Origin of the sequence: Cryobacterium sp. Y62 (assembly GCF_002929785.1) — a bacterium.
GTDB lineage: Bacteria > Actinomycetota > Actinomycetes > Actinomycetales > Microbacteriaceae > Cryobacterium.
The window spans coordinates 1-15,842 of the sequence record NZ_PJJK01000094.1; the positions used below are offsets into that span (position 1 = coordinate 1).

Genomic DNA, 15,842 nt, shown 5'->3' on the forward strand with positions numbered 1-15,842 from the left:
CTGGGACCCAACGCAAACCTGGCGCCCCGCCCACACCCACCCAGCCAACACCCCCAGCCCAGAACCACCCTGGCGCACCTAGTAGGTGCTTGCCCAATGGTTGCCCAGTTTTTCCGTTCCTCTTCCTGCGAAACTCGGCAGTAGTCACGGCTGGAAGATCGTAGTCACTCCAAGCCCGCCAACTCGGCCACCCGTGACAGCGCCAGCTGGGTGTACAGGGCGGTTCCGTCGGCCAGGACATCGTCGTCGAGGGTCGGCGGGGGAGTGGTTGAAGGCGGCGGCCACATCCGCTTTTCTTGGCGCGGCCGAGAGAAAGACGAAGGTCCCGGAAACCTGTTGCAATACCCGCGAGAAGTCTTCGGAGCCGCTGAGCGGGTTCGCCATGCCCTCGAGCAGCCAGGGCACGACGCGTGCCAGTTTCTCCCGCGACTGGGGAATGTAAGAACGTAGGGTCGCTTCCAGCCGCGCTGATTCGGGAATGATATTGCGCTTGGTTCCGGCCTGCAGCAACCCGACCGAGAGCACCACAGGGTTGGCCATGTCGAACTGGCGCGTGACCATCACCTGTAATCCGGTGACCATTTCGGCGATGACGGTCACCGGATCCTGCGCATTGTGCGGCGCGAAACCGTGCCCTTCGGCCCCATATACCGTCACCGTCAGGCCATCGCTGGCCGACATTAGGGTGCCGGCACGGCTCGCGAATTGCCCGTTGGGGGCGCCGGCTATGAAAACGTGCAGGTCGTGACCGCAGGCGTGCATGGCGCCGTCGATGCGCGAGCTGAACTCAACCCTGGTGCGTTCTCGAAGGGGCAGCGCATCCATATCGCCGCGCAGCAAGACGACTGGCCGTTAAGCGGATGCCGCCGCGCCGGTTCCGCGCAGCACCGCCGTCACCGAGGTGATGGCGGTCCCGAGCGTGATCTCGTCGGGAAGGCCGCGGGGGCCTCGAGCACTTTCTCCTGGGTGCGCGTCAGTTGCAGCCCGATTTCGGGTTCCTGATGCAGACGGTAACGCAGGTCGGGTTGAGTGCGACAGCAATTTTGGCAGCACCGCCTCAGGCGCTGGAGCGAAAGAAAGTGTCTTACCGTCGGGAGCATTTCACCGACCATCCTGTACGACGACGACCTTTTTGCTAGCATTGATAGCACTCTGCCGAAGGGGGACAACATGGCCGCAATTACGGTTCGCAATCTTGATGACGAGGTACAGCGCCGACTGAAAGTTCGCGCGGCCGCACACAATCAGTCCATGGAGGCGGAGGCTCGAGCCATTCTGAGCGCTGCGGTGTTTGGCGGCGACTTTGCCCGGGCGTGGGTCGCTGCGACTGCGGAATTCCGAGGTGACGATCTGAAGTTTCCGGATCGTTCGACCGGTCGCAAACTCGATCTCTCATGATCGTGCTGGATACCAACGTTGTATCTGAGCCGCTTCGATCGAGCCCGGACCGTGTGGTGCTGGCCTGGTTAAATCGAGTCTCTGATGACGTGGCGTTCACGTCGGTCAGTGTCGGTGAGATTCTCACGGGGGTTCGGCTCCTGCCGGTCGGCCATCGTCGGGACGGACTGATGACGGCAATCGAGCGCACGCTCACGAGCTACGCCGATCAAGTGCTTCCCTACGACGAGACCGCGGCGCGGGTCTATGCGCTCATGCAGGAGTCCCGACGCGCGAGCGGGCATCTTCTCAGCGTGGAGGACGGCATGATCGCGGCGATCTGTCGGTCCAAGGGAGTAGCGCTCGCCACAAGAAATATCAAGGATTTTCAAGGTCTCGGCATCGATCTGATAAACCCGTGGACAGAGGTGCCTCGCTGACCGCCGGCAGTGCATAACTCCTACAATTCGTGAAGTGCCGCGAACGGATGCCTGCTGCGTCCTGCTGCAGGTGGTCGCGTGGCTGGTCGAGCACCCTGCATCCGGTTGGCGTATTCGTCAGCTGCCCATTCGCGGAATCGACACCAAATGGCTCGAGGGACATCGCGCCGGTCGAGGAACTGGCCGAACTCGCCGTCACGCCGACGACGGTGTTCGTCTTCGAAAACCTCGAGACCATGTTTGCGATGCCTGATCTGCCGGGCGCGGTCGTCGTGCACGGCGGCGGCTACGCTGCGCCGCGCCTCGGCGCCATCCCGTGGATAAACGCGGGCCGCGTCATCTATTGGGGCGACCTTGACTCCGACGGATTCGCTATTTTGCACGCGCTCCGCGCGGGCTGCCGAAGTGTCACGAGCACCCTCATGGACGAGGCGACCCTGCTGCAATTTCGTGATCTCTGGGTGCCGGAGCCGAAGCCGGCCGGCGGAACGTATTCGACGCTGACGGCGGGGGAACAGGCCGCGCTGGGACGCATCCGTTCGGAGGGAAACGTGCGCCTCGAGCAGGAACGCATCGAGTGGTCCTACGCCCTGCTTCGGCTGCTTGCCGTCGCCGCGAACCCCGATCGCCTGGCCGGCTAACCGCCCGAAGTGGAGCCATCGATCGCGGAACGGGTCGCAAATTATGCCACGGCAGAGCGATCGTGACCGAAAGTCAGGGCATTCGAAGAAAATCGTGAGGTTTTGTTCAAAAAGGCGGTGCAAGCTAGCGACCTTGCCCGCGCCGTCCCGAAGTGCGCGAGCCCGAAACCCGGCGGGCCGGCGTACCTAGCGCCGCGTCCTCGCTCCCGATGAAGGATATGCGCCAAAAAATCTCTAAAACTTCCCATGCTCGTACCGCCCGAGAAAACCCCAAACGCAAACGCGTGCACCAGATCGTCTTCGCCGCTAGCGCAGTGCTCGTCATCGCTGGCCTCGTCGCCGGCAATGAATTCGCCGCCCAGTCGGCAGATGCCAAGCATGACAGCATCGCCGCCACGACCGTACTCGCCGAGAGCACCGGCCGCCAGCTCCAACAACTTGACTATTACGTGGAGCGCGGCGAGACACTCAGTCGCGACAGCGCCTCCGTTGCCCTCTCGCAGGCCAACCTGGTCATTGCCGCCAGCGTGAGCAAAGTGGATGCCTCCACCCTCACCTCGGTAGCCAGCTCGCTCGCCAGTTACGAGATCATGCCGATCGACCAGCTCGAAGATCTCACGATCGAGGCGAAGACGCAGACCGCCGCAGTTGCTGCGGCCACCGCCGAAGTCGACCGGTTCGCAGCCGAAGTTGCTGCAGCCGAGGCTGCGGCGGCGGCCGCCGCTGAAGCCACTCGAATGGAGTCCCTCACGGGCAGCAACACCGTCGCCGGCGCCCGCGCCACAGCGCGTTCAATGGCCGCGTCCCAGTACGGCTGGGGCGAGGATCAGTTCAGCTGCCTCGACCGGCTGTGGCAGAAGGAATCGGGCTGGTCCTACTCGGCGCTGAATTCCAATAGCGGTGCGACCGGCATTCCGCAGGCGCTGCCGGGCAGCAAGATGGCTTCGGCCGGTAATGACTGGGCGACCAACGCCACGACACAGATCAGCTGGGGCCTGGGCTATATCAAGGCTTCCTCCTATGGAACGCCGTGTGCGGCCTGGTCGCACTCGCAGTCCGTCGGCTGGTACTGACCGAGCGTGCCCGAGACCAAGCCGAAGCTAATATCAGGCTGCTCATCAGTTCTTTCGTGCCGCCGCAGGTTCTGCGGCGGCACGGCTGTGATGTAGGGGCCAGCACTACGATGAGAAAGTAAGGGAACTCCATGATTTAGCTTGACTGGGCACACCGAAGTGCCCGTCGCAGGAGTCCTGCGCAGATATTTGATGGAGGCGTTTTTTCGATGTCGTCTGGTTTCACCCCAACGGGTCTGTCCCCGACGGATTCATTCCCACTTGACTCCACACTCGAGTCGTTCATTACTGATTATTATGAGCATCTGACAGACGAAGACGCGGCGAACTATTCCCCGCCAGTACTGCAAGCCCGAGCGCGAGCGCATTGGCTGGTCGCGCAGCACCGGGTACCGAAAACGGCTACGGTCGAGATTCAGAATGAGCCCGGTCGCAGCGTCATCTATATCGTCACCGACGACATGCCCTTTCTGGTCGACTCGGTCACGGCCGAGCTGGTGCGCCAGCACTCCGCCATCCACCTCGTCGTGCACCCCTTGCTCATCGTTGCCCGCAGCAAGGCCAGCAATGAACTCGTCGATATCAACCGCATTCCGGCTGGGGTCGGCGTCTCCAGCGGTGACACCTCGGCGATGCCCAATATTGCCCACCTGATCGCCACCGGCAATGACGCCTCGCACCTCGAGTCGTGGATCGCCATTGAGATCGATAGTGCGACCGACGAGGAACAGGCCCTGCTGGTGGACGGCGTGACCGCCGTACTCGGCGATGTTCGCGCCGCTGTCGCCGACTGGCCGCTTATGCGCACGAAGGCGATGCAGATCGCCAACGCCCTCGACCAGATCGTCGGTGCCGAGCAGGTCAAGGACCTCACCCAGACCCAGCAGCTGCTGCACTGGCTCGACGAAGGCAACTTCACCTTTCTCGGCTACCGCGAATACGACCTTGAGACCCAGGACGGCGAAGACGTCCTCACCCTCATCGACGGCAGCGGCCTGGGCCTGCTGCGTTCCGCCGACGACCGGCACCAGATTCAGCACCTAACGGATGCCGGCCGGCAGAAAGCCCGCGAGCGCACCGCCCTGGTGATCACCAAGGCCAACTCGCGCTCCACCGTGCATCGCCCCGCCTACTTCGACTACATCGGCATCAAGAGTTTCGATGCCGCCGGTCAGGTCAAGGGAGAACAGCGCTTCATCGGTCTGTTTGCCGCGAGCGCATACACGAGCTCGGTGACGGCCGTGCCCGTGCTGCGCGAAAAGGTCAAGGCTGTCATGACCGAGGTTGGTTTTCCGCTCGAGTCGCACAGCGGAAAAGACCTGCTGGGCATCATGGAAACCTACCCGCGTGACGAGCTGTTCCAGATCGAAGTCCCCGACCTGGTCACTGCGTCGCTAGCCATCCAACGCCTGCAGGAGCGCCGGCGCACCCGGCTGTTCCTCCGTCCCGACATCTACGGACGGTTCATGTCGGCGCTGGTCTACCTGCCGCGTGACCGCTACAACACCGCAGTGCGGCTGCGCATCGAGAAGGCATTGCGGGAGACGTTCCACTCGGAGTCCCTCGACTTCGAAGCGCGCATGACCGAATCGGCGCTCGCGCGACTGTTCTATCGCATCCGCTTGCCTAAGGATGTCGCCGCCGACACGGTCGATGCCGCCGCCCTGGAACACCGCCTGGCCATGGCCGTGCGGTCGTGGCCCGAGGGCATCAGTGATGAGTTGCGCGAAACACACTCGGTCGAAGAAGCCGAGCGCTTGTCGAGCGTGTGGGCGGAGGCTTTTCCTGACAGCTACCGGGTCGACTATGAAATCACCGATGCCCTCGAAGACATCGGTCGGTTCGAGGCCTGCGCTGCGCAGGTGGGAGCACCTGCTGACCCGCACACCCGCCCCGGACTGCACGTCTACCGGGCTCAAAATGTCGGTGACCCCGCCGAAGACGCCCGTATCAAGCTGTACATGACCGAACCGAAGAGCCTGAGCCAGATTTTGCCGTTTCTGCAGAACCTCGGTATCGAGGTGCTCGACGAGGTGCCGTTCGACATCGAAACCGCCGACGGGCGCCGGTTCTACCTGTACGACCTGGGCCTGCACTACCCGGCTGGAGTCGACCCGATCGCGACCGGGAACCTGCTCGCCGACTCGTTCGGTGCCGCGATCAGCGGAGCCATCGAGTCCGACAGCCTCGATCGCCTGGTACTGCAAGACGGTCTGCCGTGGCACCGCGTCGTCATTCTGCGCAGCTATGCCAAATATCTGCGCCAGATCGGCAACATCAACTCCTACGGTTTCGTCGCCAACGCTCTGCTCGCTAACCCGGCCGTCACGCGTGGCCTGGTGGCACTGTTCGAGGCTCGATTCGATCCCGATTTGACCGACGATGAGCGGATGCTGCGCGTCGCCGACGTGCGCACCCAGCTCACCCTGGCCATGGAGCAGGTCGTCACCCTCGACGCCGATCGCGTGCTGCGCACGCTGATCACCCTGATCGAAGCCTCGCTGCGCACCAATTTCTTCCAGTACAAGCCGTATCTGAGCATCAAACTCGATCCGTCGCAGATCGAGCAGATGCCCTCACCGCGACCGATGTACGAGATCTGGGTGTATTCGCCCCGTGTTGAGGGCGTGCACCTGCGGTTCGGCAAGGTTGCCCGCGGTGGTCTGCGCTGGTCGGACCGCCGTGAGGATTTTCGCACCGAGGTGCTCGGGCTGGTCAAGGCGCAGACGGTCAAGAACGCAGTCATCGTGCCGACCGGCGCCAAGGGCGGATTCTTCGCCAAGAAGCTGCCAGACCCGGCCCTGGACCGGGCGGCGTGGATGGCCGAGGGCATCGCGAGTTACCAAACCTTCGTGCGCGGGCTGCTCGATTTGACCGACAACCTCGTGGCAACGCCCGAGGGTGAGCGGGTTGTTCCGCCCAACCGCGTGGTCAGCCACGACGACGCGGATACCTACCTCGTCGTCGCGGCCGATAAGGGAACGGCCTCGTTCTCGGACATCGCCAACGAACTCGCCGCAGAGTACGGTTTCTGGCTCGGTGACGCTTTTGCCTCTGGCGGTTCGGTCGGCTACGACCACAAAGAGATGGGCATCACGGCTAAAGGCGCCTGGGAGTCGGTCAAACGCCACTTCAGTGAACTCGGCGTTGACGCCCAGTCCGAGGAATTCACCGTGGTCGGCGTCGGCGATATGTCGGGAGACGTGTTCGGCAACGGCATGCTGCTCTCGAAGCACACCAAGCTCGTCGCGGCCTTCGATCACCGCCACATCTTCCTGGACCCGACCCCCAACCCGGCGCTCTCCTTTGCCGAGCGTAAGCGGTTGTTCGAACTGCCGCGTTCGTCCTGGGCGGACTACTCGACAGACCTGATCAGCGCCGGCGGTGGCGTCTTTCCGCGCCAGTCCAAGGTTGTTCCGATCTCGGCCGAGGTTCAGGTGGTACTCGGTTTGCCCGAGGGCACCACGCACCTGAGCCCGCCGGAGCTGCTGCGGGCGATTCTGCTGGCCCCGAGCGATCTGCTCTACAACGGCGGAATCGGCACCTATGTGAAGGCCAGTACCGAAACCGCAGCGCAGGTCGGCGACAAGGCCAACGATTCCATTCGCGTCGACGGTAAGGACCTACGGGTCAAAGTCGTTGGCGAGGGCGGAAACCTCGGCTTCACCCAACTCGGACGCATCGAAGCTGCCCTGGGCGGCGTCATTCTCAACACGGACGCGATCGACAACTCCGCCGGAGTGGACTGCTCCGACCACGAAGTCAACATCAAGATCTTCGTGGACCGCATGGTCGCTGCTGGTAAGCTCGACCCCGCCGAACGGGCCGAGTTTCTCGCTGAGATGACCGACGAGGTCGGCCGCCTCGTTCTGGTCGACAACGTCGATCAGAACATTCTGCTGCTCAACGACCGGGTGCTCGTGAACAACTGGAGCCCGAGCTACGAGCGCCTGATGAACTGGCTCGAAGCATCCGGCGATCTGCAGCGTGAACTCGAGGCACTGCCGACGACGGCCACGTTGCGCGAGCGCCTCGACCAGGGCCAGGGGCTGACCAGCCCAGAGCTGAGCGTGCTAGCGGCCTACGCCAAAATCGAACTGGCCAACGCGCTGCGTGATAGCGATCTGGCCGAGGACCCCTGGTTCGGCAGCACGCTGCGGCGTTATTTCCCGACGCACCTGTCTGAACGTTTTGATGCCGAGCTGGATACGCATCCGCTTCGCCGGGAGATCATCGCGACGGTCGTCGCGAACGACATGATCAACCTGGGCGGCATCACCTTCGCCTTCCGCACGATGGAAGAGACGTCGGCGAACCAGGCGACGATCGCCCGGGCCTTCGTGGCACTGCGGGAAATCTTCGAACTCGACGAAATGGTCGACGAGCTCAACGCCCTCCCGTCATCGTTCCCGACCGAGAAGTGGACCGCGATTCATCTCGACATTCGTCGGCTGCTCGACCGTGCGGTGCGCTGGCAAGTCAACCACGGTGGCGCCATGCCGGTCGCTGCGGTGATCGCGAAGTACCAGCCGCAGGTCGCGCTGATGCGCGCGCACCTCGGGGAGTACCTGCAGGGTGCTGACCTCAAACGCCTCGAAACCCAGCAGGAGCAGGCCAGGGAGTGGGGCCTGCCCGACGACCTCGGTCGCCGTTGGTCGGAGCTGTTCGAGGCATACGCGTTGCTGGACGTGGCCAAGGTCGCCGCCCGGTCCAACGTGCCGGTCACCGAGGTCGCACCTATCTACTACGCGGTGTATAACCGGTTCGGTGTCGACAACCTGCTGGAGCGCATCACCAAGCTGCCGCGCAAGGACCGCTGGCAGGCCCTCGCTCGCGCTGCCCTGCGCGACGACCTGTACTCCACGGTCGCCGACATGGCCAGGTCCGTGCTCGATGAAACGGATGCCGGCGTCCCTGACGAACGCCTTCTCGCCTGGGAAGCACTCAACGCCGAACAGTTGGGCCGGGCACGCAGCGTATTCGAGGAGGTCAACTCCCTCGCGCAAGACGACATGGCGTCGCTGTCGGTTGCCGTGCGGCTGCTGCGTTCCATCGTGCGCCGCTAACCACGACAGAGAGCCTCGGAATCGACGGCGCTTACCTGCGAGTGCACCATTTTGCCCCGCAGTTCGCGTCGCCGTTTCCGCTGCTCGCCGCGATGGCCGCCCGCACCAGCCGAATCGAACTCGGCACCGGCGTCATCGATATGCGTTACGAAAATCCGCTGTATATGGCGACATGAACCGCATGAGTTCGACCCTGCTCACCGAAGACACCAGCGTTCTATTTGGTGATTTGCAGGGTGAACAGATCGCGCCCGACCTCGGCTGGCGCTGGCCCGGTTTATACCAGCGTGGCGATCAGAATGGCGACGGTCACCCAGATCGGCATGGCTACGGCCATGAGCACGAGACCGACCCACTGGAGCCGGGTATACGATTGGTCGGCGCCGCCGCGTTTGCGGGTGCGCACGATATCCACCACCGAGACGACCATGCCGACGAACATGAGCGGTGACACCGTCAATAACGCCAGCACGGCCGCCGGGTCCGTGGCGATTGAGACGCCAACGGCAATGCCCAGCGCGCTGTACAGCAGAAACAGTACGATGCTCACCCACAGCGAAATAGGAACGCGGCGCGATCTCTGTGTGACCGTTGCGTGCATGTGCGACCCCCGTTGGTACCTGGGCTGACAGTAGCACGAAGCGGTTCACCGACCGGGCGCGTTTAAGCGAGCCGGCCAGCGTGCGCGGTCGGCGGCTGGTCAGCTGATGCGGCCGAGCACCACGAGCTTCGTGCGCACCTCGGCGTCGCTTGGCTCCACCATGTGCGTGTCGTCGGGAAATACGATGACGGGAATGTTGGTGCGACCGCTGATGGCGCGGGCACGATCGGCGCCATCCTCGACGAGCAGCAGGTCGACATAGTCGTAGTCGACCTCAAGGCGGTCGAGCAGCGACTTGGAACGGCGGCAGTCACCGCACCACTCGGCTCCATACATCGTGATGCGAGCAGCTGGGACAGTGGTATCAGTCATACCAGCATCCTAAGCCGGGCGGCTGGGTGTGCCCTTGAAAGGCAGCCGCTGCCCGTACCCTGAAACCATGCCTTCTTATCGCGTCACCATGAGTATCGACTCCCTGCACCCGGGAACGGAGCCGGCCTCGGTCGTGCCGCGGGCCGCGGCGGCGGCGGCGGAATTCACCACGGTAGAGGCCTCCGACCTCACCATCGTCGCCGGCGCGGCTCGGGTCATCGTACGTTTTACAGCGGATGACGCGGCGTCAGCCCTGCAGATCGGCGCCCACGTGGTGGCCGACCTGCGCGTTGTCGCCGAGTTGCGGGCGTCCCTGGTCACCGAGCGCGTCAAGGGTGCCTGGGTGCCGGTGCGCTGAACTGGTGAGGGCGTACGGGACGATACGTTACCCACGTCCTCACCCGGTGGCTTGCTCGACGGGCGCGGCCACCTGCCAAATCAGGTTCTGGGCTGAGGCCTGCTGCCGGTCCTGAGAGACCTGAAAGATGAACACGTCGGTCGAAGTTCCGTTCGCACGCCTCGACGACAACGGTTTCAACACAGAGAATCTTCCTACCCCGAACTAGGGGTATTGGTCCGTGCAGCGTCAGACCACCGGGTCCATCGAGCTCAGGTGGCAGGCGTCGTTCCACATCTGCAGCACTCGGTTCTCGCGTTCCCAGCCGAGGGTGGAGACGGTTGCAGTGCCGAGGCTGAGATTTTTGCCAGCGACTGCTGGCAGGCCCATCCAGCGCGCGGTCATGATACGCAGAAAATGTCCGTGGGCGAAGACCGCGACGCGACCCTCGGCGGCGAGGCATTCCTCGATCGCGAGGTCGGCGCGCGCCCCCACCTCATCGACCCTTTCACCGCCCACAATTGGGTTACCCCACACGGTCCAGCCGGGTATCTCTGAGCGGATGTCGACGGTGCGGCGCCCCTCATAGACCCCGTAGTCCCACTCCAGAACGTCGTCGTTCGCCACACCCTGGCTGGAGTAACCGGCCCGCTCCATGGTCTCCCAGGCGCGCACGAGCGGGCTGGAGTAGACCCGATCGAAATGCTGGCCGTCCAGCATCTCACCGAGGGCATCCGCTTGCTGGCGGCCGAAGTCGGTCAAGGGAACGTCGGTGCGTCCGGTGTGCTGGCCGGAGATGCTCCACTCGGTCTGGCCGTGGCGAATAAGAACGATGTCGTTCTGGGTCATTCGGGCTCCTCGCATTGGCCATTGTGCTGCCCTTCAAGTCTACGTTTCGGCCCAGCCGCTGCTGCCCCGCCGGGGGAGCGGACGACCCGCCTGCTATGTTTAGTACGTCAGTGCAGACGCCCTGAGCCGCAATGCTGTAGCAATTCAGGGGGGACCATCGTGTCAACTGCCACCGAAAAGCGCGCCAGTGGCCCAGCCGCCGCTTTCATGCGCCCGATAAACACGCTCGTCGAACGATTCATTCCGAGCGCGCTCGTGTTCGTGATCGTGCTGACCGTGATCGTGGCCATTCTGGCCCTGGTGCTCACCGATTCCGGCCCGATCGATGTCGTGCGGAGTTGGGGTGATGGTCTCGCTGGGCTGCTCGCCTTCATGACACAGATGGCCCTCGTGCTGCTGCTCGGTCACATTCTGGCCAACACGACCCTGGTACACCGGCTGCTGGTTCGTCTGGGTGCGGTGCCACGCACAGCACTTCAGGCCTACATTTTCGTGTTCACCGTCGCCGCGGTGGCGTGCCTGATCACCTGGGGCCTCGGCCTCGTGGTCGGTGGGCTGCTGGCCAAGGAGGTGGCTTTTCAGCTGCGCGCCAAGGGCGTTCCGGTGCACTTTCCGCTCCTGGTTGCCGCCGGCTACTCCGGCTTTGTGATCTGGCACATGGGATATTCCGGGTCGGGACCGCTCACCGCCGCCACCGAGGGCTCCTTCCTGGCCGAGCAACTGGGTCGCACCATTTCGCTCAGCGACACCACATTCTCTGTTTGGAATATTTTGGCGGCCGTCGCCACCATCGTGGTGGTGGCGCTGGCGCTGGCGCTCGTCGCCCCGCGACGCAACGCTCCGATCTTCGTGCTTGAGGTCGATGCCCGCGACAAGCAGGTCGCCGAGGAACCGGTTGTGACGCCCGCTGACCGCCTCGATGCCAGCCGCATCCTGACCCTGATCGTGGGGCTCGCACTCGTCGCCTACCTGGTCGTTCACTTCGTCGAGGGCGGAACCCTCACGCTCGACATCGTCAACTGGACATTCCTCGCGCTCATCTTCCTGCTGGTGCGCAACCCGTTCGAGCTGATTCGGCTCACCAAAGACGCCGCCTCCAACGTCGGCGATATCCTGCTGCAGTTTCCGCTCTACGCCGGTATTTTGGGCATGATGGTCGGTTCCGGGCTGATCGGCGTCTTCTCCGACTTCTTCGTGAACGTGTCGACCCCGGCAACCTTCGGCGCTATGGCGCTGCTCGCGGCCGGACTGGTGAACTTCTTCGTGCCCTCCGGCGGGGGCCAGTTCGCCGTGCAGGGCCCGATCATGCTCGATGCGGCTGAACGGCTCGGCGTTGACCCCTCGGTCGCCATCATGGCCGTCTCCTACGGCGACCAGTGGACCAACATGATCCAGCCGTTCTGGGCGCTGCCGCTGCTGGCAATCGCCGGGCTGAAGATGCGCGACATTCTCGGCTATACCACGATCACCTTTCTGGCGGCCGGCCTGGTCTTCATCGCGACGATGTTCATCGTCGGTGCCGGCTAACGCGGGCGCAGACTGGACGCCGCCTGCGCGTCTTTCAATTCACGATGGAAGTTCATTTTCAACCCCGACGAGAGTCGTAGGCTGGTCTCAAAGCCATCAAGTCTGAGACGGGTGCCATGAGGGTCATTAGTTACAACCTCCGCAAGAATCGTGCCAGCGGCGAACTCGTCGCGCTGTCCGAGCGTTACAGTCCTAATATTCTTTGCCTGCAGGAATGCAACACCATCGACCTGCCGACCGAGGTCGGTACTCTGCACCTGGCCGACGCGACCCGACGCAACCGGCTGGGCCTGGCCATCTACTACAACCGGGACCGCTATACGGCGATCAAGACCCAGGCCTTCGCGCTCAAGAAATCCCTGCACGATCACCTGGCAGCGCCCGCACACGAGCGTTTGATCGCCACCCGCCTGATCGACAACGTCGCCCAGCGTGAGCTGGTCGTCGCATCCTTTCACGCAGCTCCCCTGACCGCGCTCAACTCCCTGCGCCGCAACCAGATTCGCAGCGCTCACGAAGAGCTCAGCCTGCTCGGTCCCGGTCTGCCGAGCCTCATGGTCGGCGACTACAACTACCCGATCTTTCAGGGCAAGCTCGGCAACAAGGTCAACCAGTCTGGTTACGACCTGACCCTCAGCGACACCCGCACCTACACCCGGTACAAGTTCTTTCGCGGACACTTCGACCTCGCGACCTCAATGGGTCTGGCGATCACCAACGTGGAGACCCTTCCGCAGGGCACCTCAGATCACATGCCCATTCTGGTGACGGCCACTTATCCCGACGAACAACCGATACAAACTGATGCCGCGCATCACCTGGCCGATCCCGCTACCGGTGAGTCTGTGATGGTCGAGGGCGCCGACTTCACGATCTAACCCCGCAGCATTTCGCGCGGTCAGGCGAGCAGCTCGAGCACGCCGCGAACGATCGTCGCAAACGACCCGAGGTACGCCACGATCACGAGCAGGCGCCGCGCAACGTGCGGCTCGATCATCCGTGACAGCAGGTCGCCGACGGTGAGCCCGACGAGGCAGGCGCACCCGATCAGAATCCAGACCAGTACGGGCAACTGCGGCACGCCAGCGGATCCGAGGGCAAATTTAGACGACAGCGATGCCAGCCCGATGGTGAGAAAATACGGCTGCATCGTGGCGGCGAAGGACCCCTGCGGCCAGCCGGTGGCGATCGCGTAGATGCTCACCGCCGGGCCCCCGACGCCGGCCGTCGTGTTCATGACCCCGCTCGTCATGCCGGCTATCACGCGAAAACTCAGCCGATCCCGCACGACAACCCGGCCGAGATTCACCGATACGGTCAGCCCGGCGGCGACCAGTACACCGATCGAGATCTCAAGCCAGGCCAGCGGAACGAACTGCAAAACGTACGAGCCCGGCACGATGCCGATCACGGCGCAAACCGCCAGAATGCCGTAGCGGCGCCAGTCCACGTGTCGAAACACGCGCGTCAGGATCACGCCGGCGGTGAGTGCCCCGCAAACGTTGACCACGATGACACCGTCAATTGGCCCCAGCAGCAGTACCAGAAAGGGCGCAGCTACCAGAGCAAACCCCATGCCGGTGATGCGCTGCATGCTGGAGCCGATCAGCACGGCCGCAATCACCAGAACGGTCGTCCACACGGTACGGTCTCCCAGCTCGGTTGTTGCATCCAACGATACCGGCCCGACAGCACCGAGCGACGTCGCGAACGCGTGGGCTACCGTTAATGCGGGGCCGCCGCACGGCAGGCACCCGATCGGATCGAGAAAAGGACAGTGGATGCCCCACCCGAGTTTGCCCACCGAGAACGTTCTGCAGGGGCGCACCTTCGATGCCGTGCTGTTCGATATGGACGGCACCCTCATCGACTCCACGCCGGCAGTCGACCGCTCCTGGGCGACCTGGGCGCAGGAGTGGGGCGTGGCGAAGGACGACACAGCCCACGGCCGCCCGGCGCGCGACATCATCGAAGAACTCGTACCGGCCGACCGGGTTGACGAAGCCTTGGCCCGCGTCCTTGCGCTCGAAACGGCCGACACGAACGATATCACCGTGCTGCCCGGCGCTGCCGCGCTCATGTCGAGCCTGCCCGAAGCGCGGCGTGCGATCGTCACGTCCTGCGCCCGGCCGCTGGCCACAGCAAGGCTGGCAGCATCCGCTTTTCCGGCGCCTGCAGTGATCGTGACCATCGATGACACTCCGAACGGCAAGCCCCAGCCCGACCCGTTTTTGAAGGGGGCCGCGCGGCTTGGCGTCGACCCGAGCCGCTGCCTGGTGATCGAGGACGCACCCGCCGGCTTGCAGGCCGGTCGCGCCGCCGGCTGCACCACGATCGCCGTCGCGGGAACCTACCCAGCCGCAGAGCTCGACGCCGATCTGGTCGTGCTCGGGCTCGACTCGTTGCGCATTGAGGTCACACCTGACGGTCTGATCGTTCACGTGGAGTCACCGAAAAGCTGAAGAACGGTCACCGCCCGGACCCAAATGAACGTAACGTTAATAGTCGGTATGCACGTTCGGCTTTTCCGGGTGGCGCGAGCCGCGACGAGAAAGGTTTTGGCACTTGGACGACGAATGCATCCACGGACTTGAGGGCAAATTGTGCGCTCTGTGTTATCCCAAAGTCATTACTGAGCCCCTGGTGCCGGTGAAGAAGACCCGAGCCCCCAAGCTGTCGTCCCTGCGCGACCCACTGCCCACTGCAGCCATGCCGCCCGCCCGCGTGGCTCGCCCGGTTCGCGTGGCTGGCGCGCCCCGCCCGGTGCGCGCCGAGAAGAACTCGACCGACAACGTCGACGAACAGCGCGTGTACCACCTCACCCACATCAGCAACCTCGCCGCCATTCTGCGCGACGGATGCCTGTTCGCCAGCGCTGCTCTTACCACCCGACCCGCCGTGGACATCTCGGCGCCGGCCACGCGCGAATCGCGTCGCGACGCCCTCGTCGCTGGCACCGAACGTAGTGTTGCCGAGTATGTGCCGTTCTTCCTGTCGCCGAATGCGACCGTGTGGGAGAGCATTCGTGCCGACGCTGCCGACGCTGCCGACTCGCGCCTCGCCCTCGACGCCCACGGCTCCGAGGCCTTCGACTTCGTCATGCTCGTGAGCACCGTGAAGAAGATCAACGACGGGCTCGTCGCGACGACTATGACGGATGCTTCCACCACCGACGACGAGACCCCCCTCGTTCCCAGCCTGGTCGCCGTAACCGACGGTGATGCGGCCGGAACGCTCACCCGGTTCGGTGCCACAGCGGCCACGGCCGAGCGCATGCTGCAAACGCTTCGCGCCGAAGCCGATGGCGCGATGATTCTCGAAGCCGAGCTGCTCGTGCCCGACGCTGTCCCGATGGAGCTGGTAACACTCATCGGAGTCTGTAACGACAACGTGCGCGAGACGGTTCGGGGTATCTTGAAGTCGAGCGCGTTCAAGCCCAAGGTCGCGGTCTACCCGCCGTGGTTCCACAGCTCCGCCGACCCCCAGTAGCCCTCCCTACCTGCCTGGGCTCGGGGCCGGAAACGGGGCGCATGATCTGGCATGGGCCCCGTTCCCGAAG

Annotated in this window: 15 protein-coding genes and 3 pseudogenes; 12 read left to right on the plus strand and 6 right to left on the minus strand. The window is 63.9% G+C overall.

Annotated elements, in window-relative coordinates; translation table 11 throughout:
- Positions 1–164: 164 nt before the first annotated feature.
- A pseudogene (locus CXY71_RS06015) lies at positions 165–1,061 on the minus strand (M20/M25/M40 family metallo-hydrolase).
- 109 nt (positions 1,062–1,170) lie between these two features.
- Between CXY71_RS06015 and CXY71_RS06020 the strand changes: the two are divergent.
- From CXY71_RS06020 to CXY71_RS21880, 7 genes and pseudogenes are all read left to right on the plus strand, one after another.
- The gene (locus tag CXY71_RS06020; protein ID WP_104134757.1) at positions 1,171–1,398 is read left to right on the plus strand and encodes a plasmid stabilization protein; all 228 of its coding nucleotides are present in this window, start codon (positions 1,171–1,173) and stop codon (positions 1,396–1,398) included.
- Positions 1,395–1,817, plus strand: a complete 423-nt coding sequence (locus tag CXY71_RS06025; RefSeq protein ID WP_104134758.1) for a type II toxin-antitoxin system VapC family toxin — start codon at positions 1,395–1,397, stop codon at positions 1,815–1,817. The genes CXY71_RS06020 and CXY71_RS06025 overlap by 4 nt, the downstream gene beginning before the upstream one ends.
- Before the next feature lie 70 nt (positions 1,818–1,887).
- Positions 1,888–1,935 (plus strand): annotated as a pseudogene (locus CXY71_RS22595) (hypothetical protein); the annotation flags it as partial.
- On the plus strand, positions 1,913–2,458 hold the full coding sequence (locus tag CXY71_RS06030; RefSeq protein ID WP_368665867.1) for a Wadjet anti-phage system protein JetD domain-containing protein: 546 nt from the start codon (positions 1,913–1,915) through the stop codon (positions 2,456–2,458). The pseudogene CXY71_RS22595 and the gene CXY71_RS06030, both read left to right, overlap by 23 nt.
- 284 nt (positions 2,459–2,742) lie before the next feature.
- Complete coding sequence (locus CXY71_RS06035) at positions 2,743–3,531, plus strand: hypothetical protein (RefSeq protein ID WP_104134760.1); 789 nt, start codon at positions 2,743–2,745, stop codon at positions 3,529–3,531.
- Between the two features lie 209 nt (positions 3,532–3,740).
- Complete coding sequence (locus tag CXY71_RS06040) at positions 3,741–8,597, plus strand: NAD-glutamate dehydrogenase (RefSeq protein ID WP_104134761.1); 4,857 nt, start codon at positions 3,741–3,743, stop codon at positions 8,595–8,597.
- A gap of 14 nt (positions 8,598–8,611) precedes the next feature.
- Positions 8,612–8,767, plus strand: a pseudogene (locus CXY71_RS21880) (LLM class flavin-dependent oxidoreductase); the annotation flags it as partial.
- A gap of 107 nt (positions 8,768–8,874) precedes the next feature.
- Here CXY71_RS21880 and CXY71_RS06050 read toward each other — a convergent pair.
- Together CXY71_RS06050 and CXY71_RS06055 are read right to left on the minus strand one after the other, a co-directional pair.
- Complete coding sequence (locus CXY71_RS06050) at positions 8,875–9,147, minus strand: hypothetical protein (RefSeq protein ID WP_104134762.1); 273 nt, start codon at positions 9,145–9,147, stop codon at positions 8,875–8,877.
- A gap of 150 nt (positions 9,148–9,297) precedes the next feature.
- Positions 9,298–9,570, minus strand: a complete 273-nt coding sequence (locus tag CXY71_RS06055) for a glutaredoxin domain-containing protein (protein ID WP_104134763.1) — start codon at positions 9,568–9,570, stop codon at positions 9,298–9,300.
- Between the two features lie 67 nt (positions 9,571–9,637).
- On the opposite strand from CXY71_RS06055, the gene CXY71_RS06060 reads away from it, so the two are divergent.
- On the plus strand, positions 9,638–9,928 hold the full coding sequence (locus tag CXY71_RS06060; protein WP_104134764.1) for a hypothetical protein: 291 nt from the start codon (positions 9,638–9,640) through the stop codon (positions 9,926–9,928).
- 39 nt (positions 9,929–9,967) lie between these two features.
- Here the strand turns inward: CXY71_RS06060 and CXY71_RS21020 are convergent, their stop codons facing one another.
- Positions 9,968–10,111 (minus strand): hypothetical protein, encoded by a 144-nt coding sequence (locus CXY71_RS21020; protein WP_158252997.1) that lies wholly within the window; start codon positions 10,109–10,111, stop codon positions 9,968–9,970.
- A 45-nt stretch (positions 10,112–10,156) separates the two neighbouring features.
- Entirely contained in the window at positions 10,157–10,756 is a 600-nt protein-coding gene (locus tag CXY71_RS06065) for a histidine phosphatase family protein (RefSeq protein ID WP_104134765.1), read from the minus strand.
- Between the two features lie 207 nt (positions 10,757–10,963).
- Between CXY71_RS06065 and CXY71_RS06070 the strand changes: the two genes are divergently transcribed.
- A complete protein-coding gene (locus CXY71_RS06070; RefSeq protein ID WP_104134766.1) occupies positions 10,964–12,283 on the plus strand; it encodes a short-chain fatty acid transporter in 1,320 nt (439 codons plus the stop codon).
- A gap of 116 nt (positions 12,284–12,399) precedes the next feature.
- Positions 12,400–13,161, plus strand: a complete 762-nt coding sequence (locus tag CXY71_RS06075) for an endonuclease/exonuclease/phosphatase family protein (protein ID WP_233204486.1) — start codon at positions 12,400–12,402, stop codon at positions 13,159–13,161.
- Positions 13,162–13,181: 20 nt separating this feature from the next.
- Here the strand turns inward: CXY71_RS06075 and CXY71_RS06080 are convergent, their stop codons facing one another.
- Positions 13,182–13,925 carry a sulfite exporter TauE/SafE family protein gene (locus CXY71_RS06080; RefSeq protein WP_104134767.1) on the minus strand — a complete coding sequence of 248 codons (744 nt, stop codon included), beginning with the start codon at positions 13,923–13,925 and terminating at the stop codon, positions 13,182–13,184.
- A gap of 139 nt (positions 13,926–14,064) precedes the next feature.
- Between CXY71_RS06080 and CXY71_RS06085 the strand changes: the two genes are divergently transcribed.
- Together CXY71_RS06085 and CXY71_RS06090 are read left to right on the plus strand one after the other, a co-directional pair.
- Positions 14,065–14,745 carry an HAD-IA family hydrolase gene (locus CXY71_RS06085; protein ID WP_104134768.1) on the plus strand — a complete coding sequence of 227 codons (681 nt, stop codon included), beginning with the start codon at positions 14,065–14,067 and terminating at the stop codon, positions 14,743–14,745.
- A gap of 187 nt (positions 14,746–14,932) precedes the next feature.
- Entirely contained in the window at positions 14,933–15,772 is an 840-nt protein-coding gene (locus tag CXY71_RS06090; protein WP_146072754.1) for a DarT ssDNA thymidine ADP-ribosyltransferase family protein, read from the plus strand.
- Positions 15,773–15,842 lie beyond the last annotated feature (70 nt).

What these genes read in the sequence shown, in the direction of transcription:
- CXY71_RS06020 (WP_104134757.1), top strand. Translation starts at nt 1,171, where the DNA reads ATGGCCGCAATTACGGTTCGCAATCTTGATGACGAGGTACAGCGCCGA.
- CXY71_RS06025 (WP_104134758.1), top strand. Translation starts at nt 1,395, where the DNA reads ATGATCGTGCTGGATACCAACGTTGTATCTGAGCCGCTTCGATCGAGC.
- CXY71_RS06040 (WP_104134761.1), top strand. Translation starts at nt 3,741, where the DNA reads ATGTCGTCTGGTTTCACCCCAACGGGTCTGTCCCCGACGGATTCATTC.
- CXY71_RS06055 (WP_104134763.1), bottom strand. Translation starts at nt 9,570, where the DNA reads ATGACTGATACCACTGTCCCAGCTGCTCGCATCACGATGTATGGAGCC.
- CXY71_RS06060 (WP_104134764.1), top strand. Translation starts at nt 9,638, where the DNA reads ATGCCTTCTTATCGCGTCACCATGAGTATCGACTCCCTGCACCCGGGA.
- CXY71_RS06065 (WP_104134765.1), bottom strand. Translation starts at nt 10,756, where the DNA reads ATGACCCAGAACGACATCGTTCTTATTCGCCACGGCCAGACCGAGTGG.
- CXY71_RS06070 (WP_104134766.1), top strand. Translation starts at nt 10,964, where the DNA reads ATGCGCCCGATAAACACGCTCGTCGAACGATTCATTCCGAGCGCGCTC.
- CXY71_RS06075 (WP_233204486.1), top strand. Translation starts at nt 12,400, where the DNA reads ATGAGGGTCATTAGTTACAACCTCCGCAAGAATCGTGCCAGCGGCGAA.
- CXY71_RS06085 (WP_104134768.1), top strand. Translation starts at nt 14,065, where the DNA reads ATGCCCCACCCGAGTTTGCCCACCGAGAACGTTCTGCAGGGGCGCACC.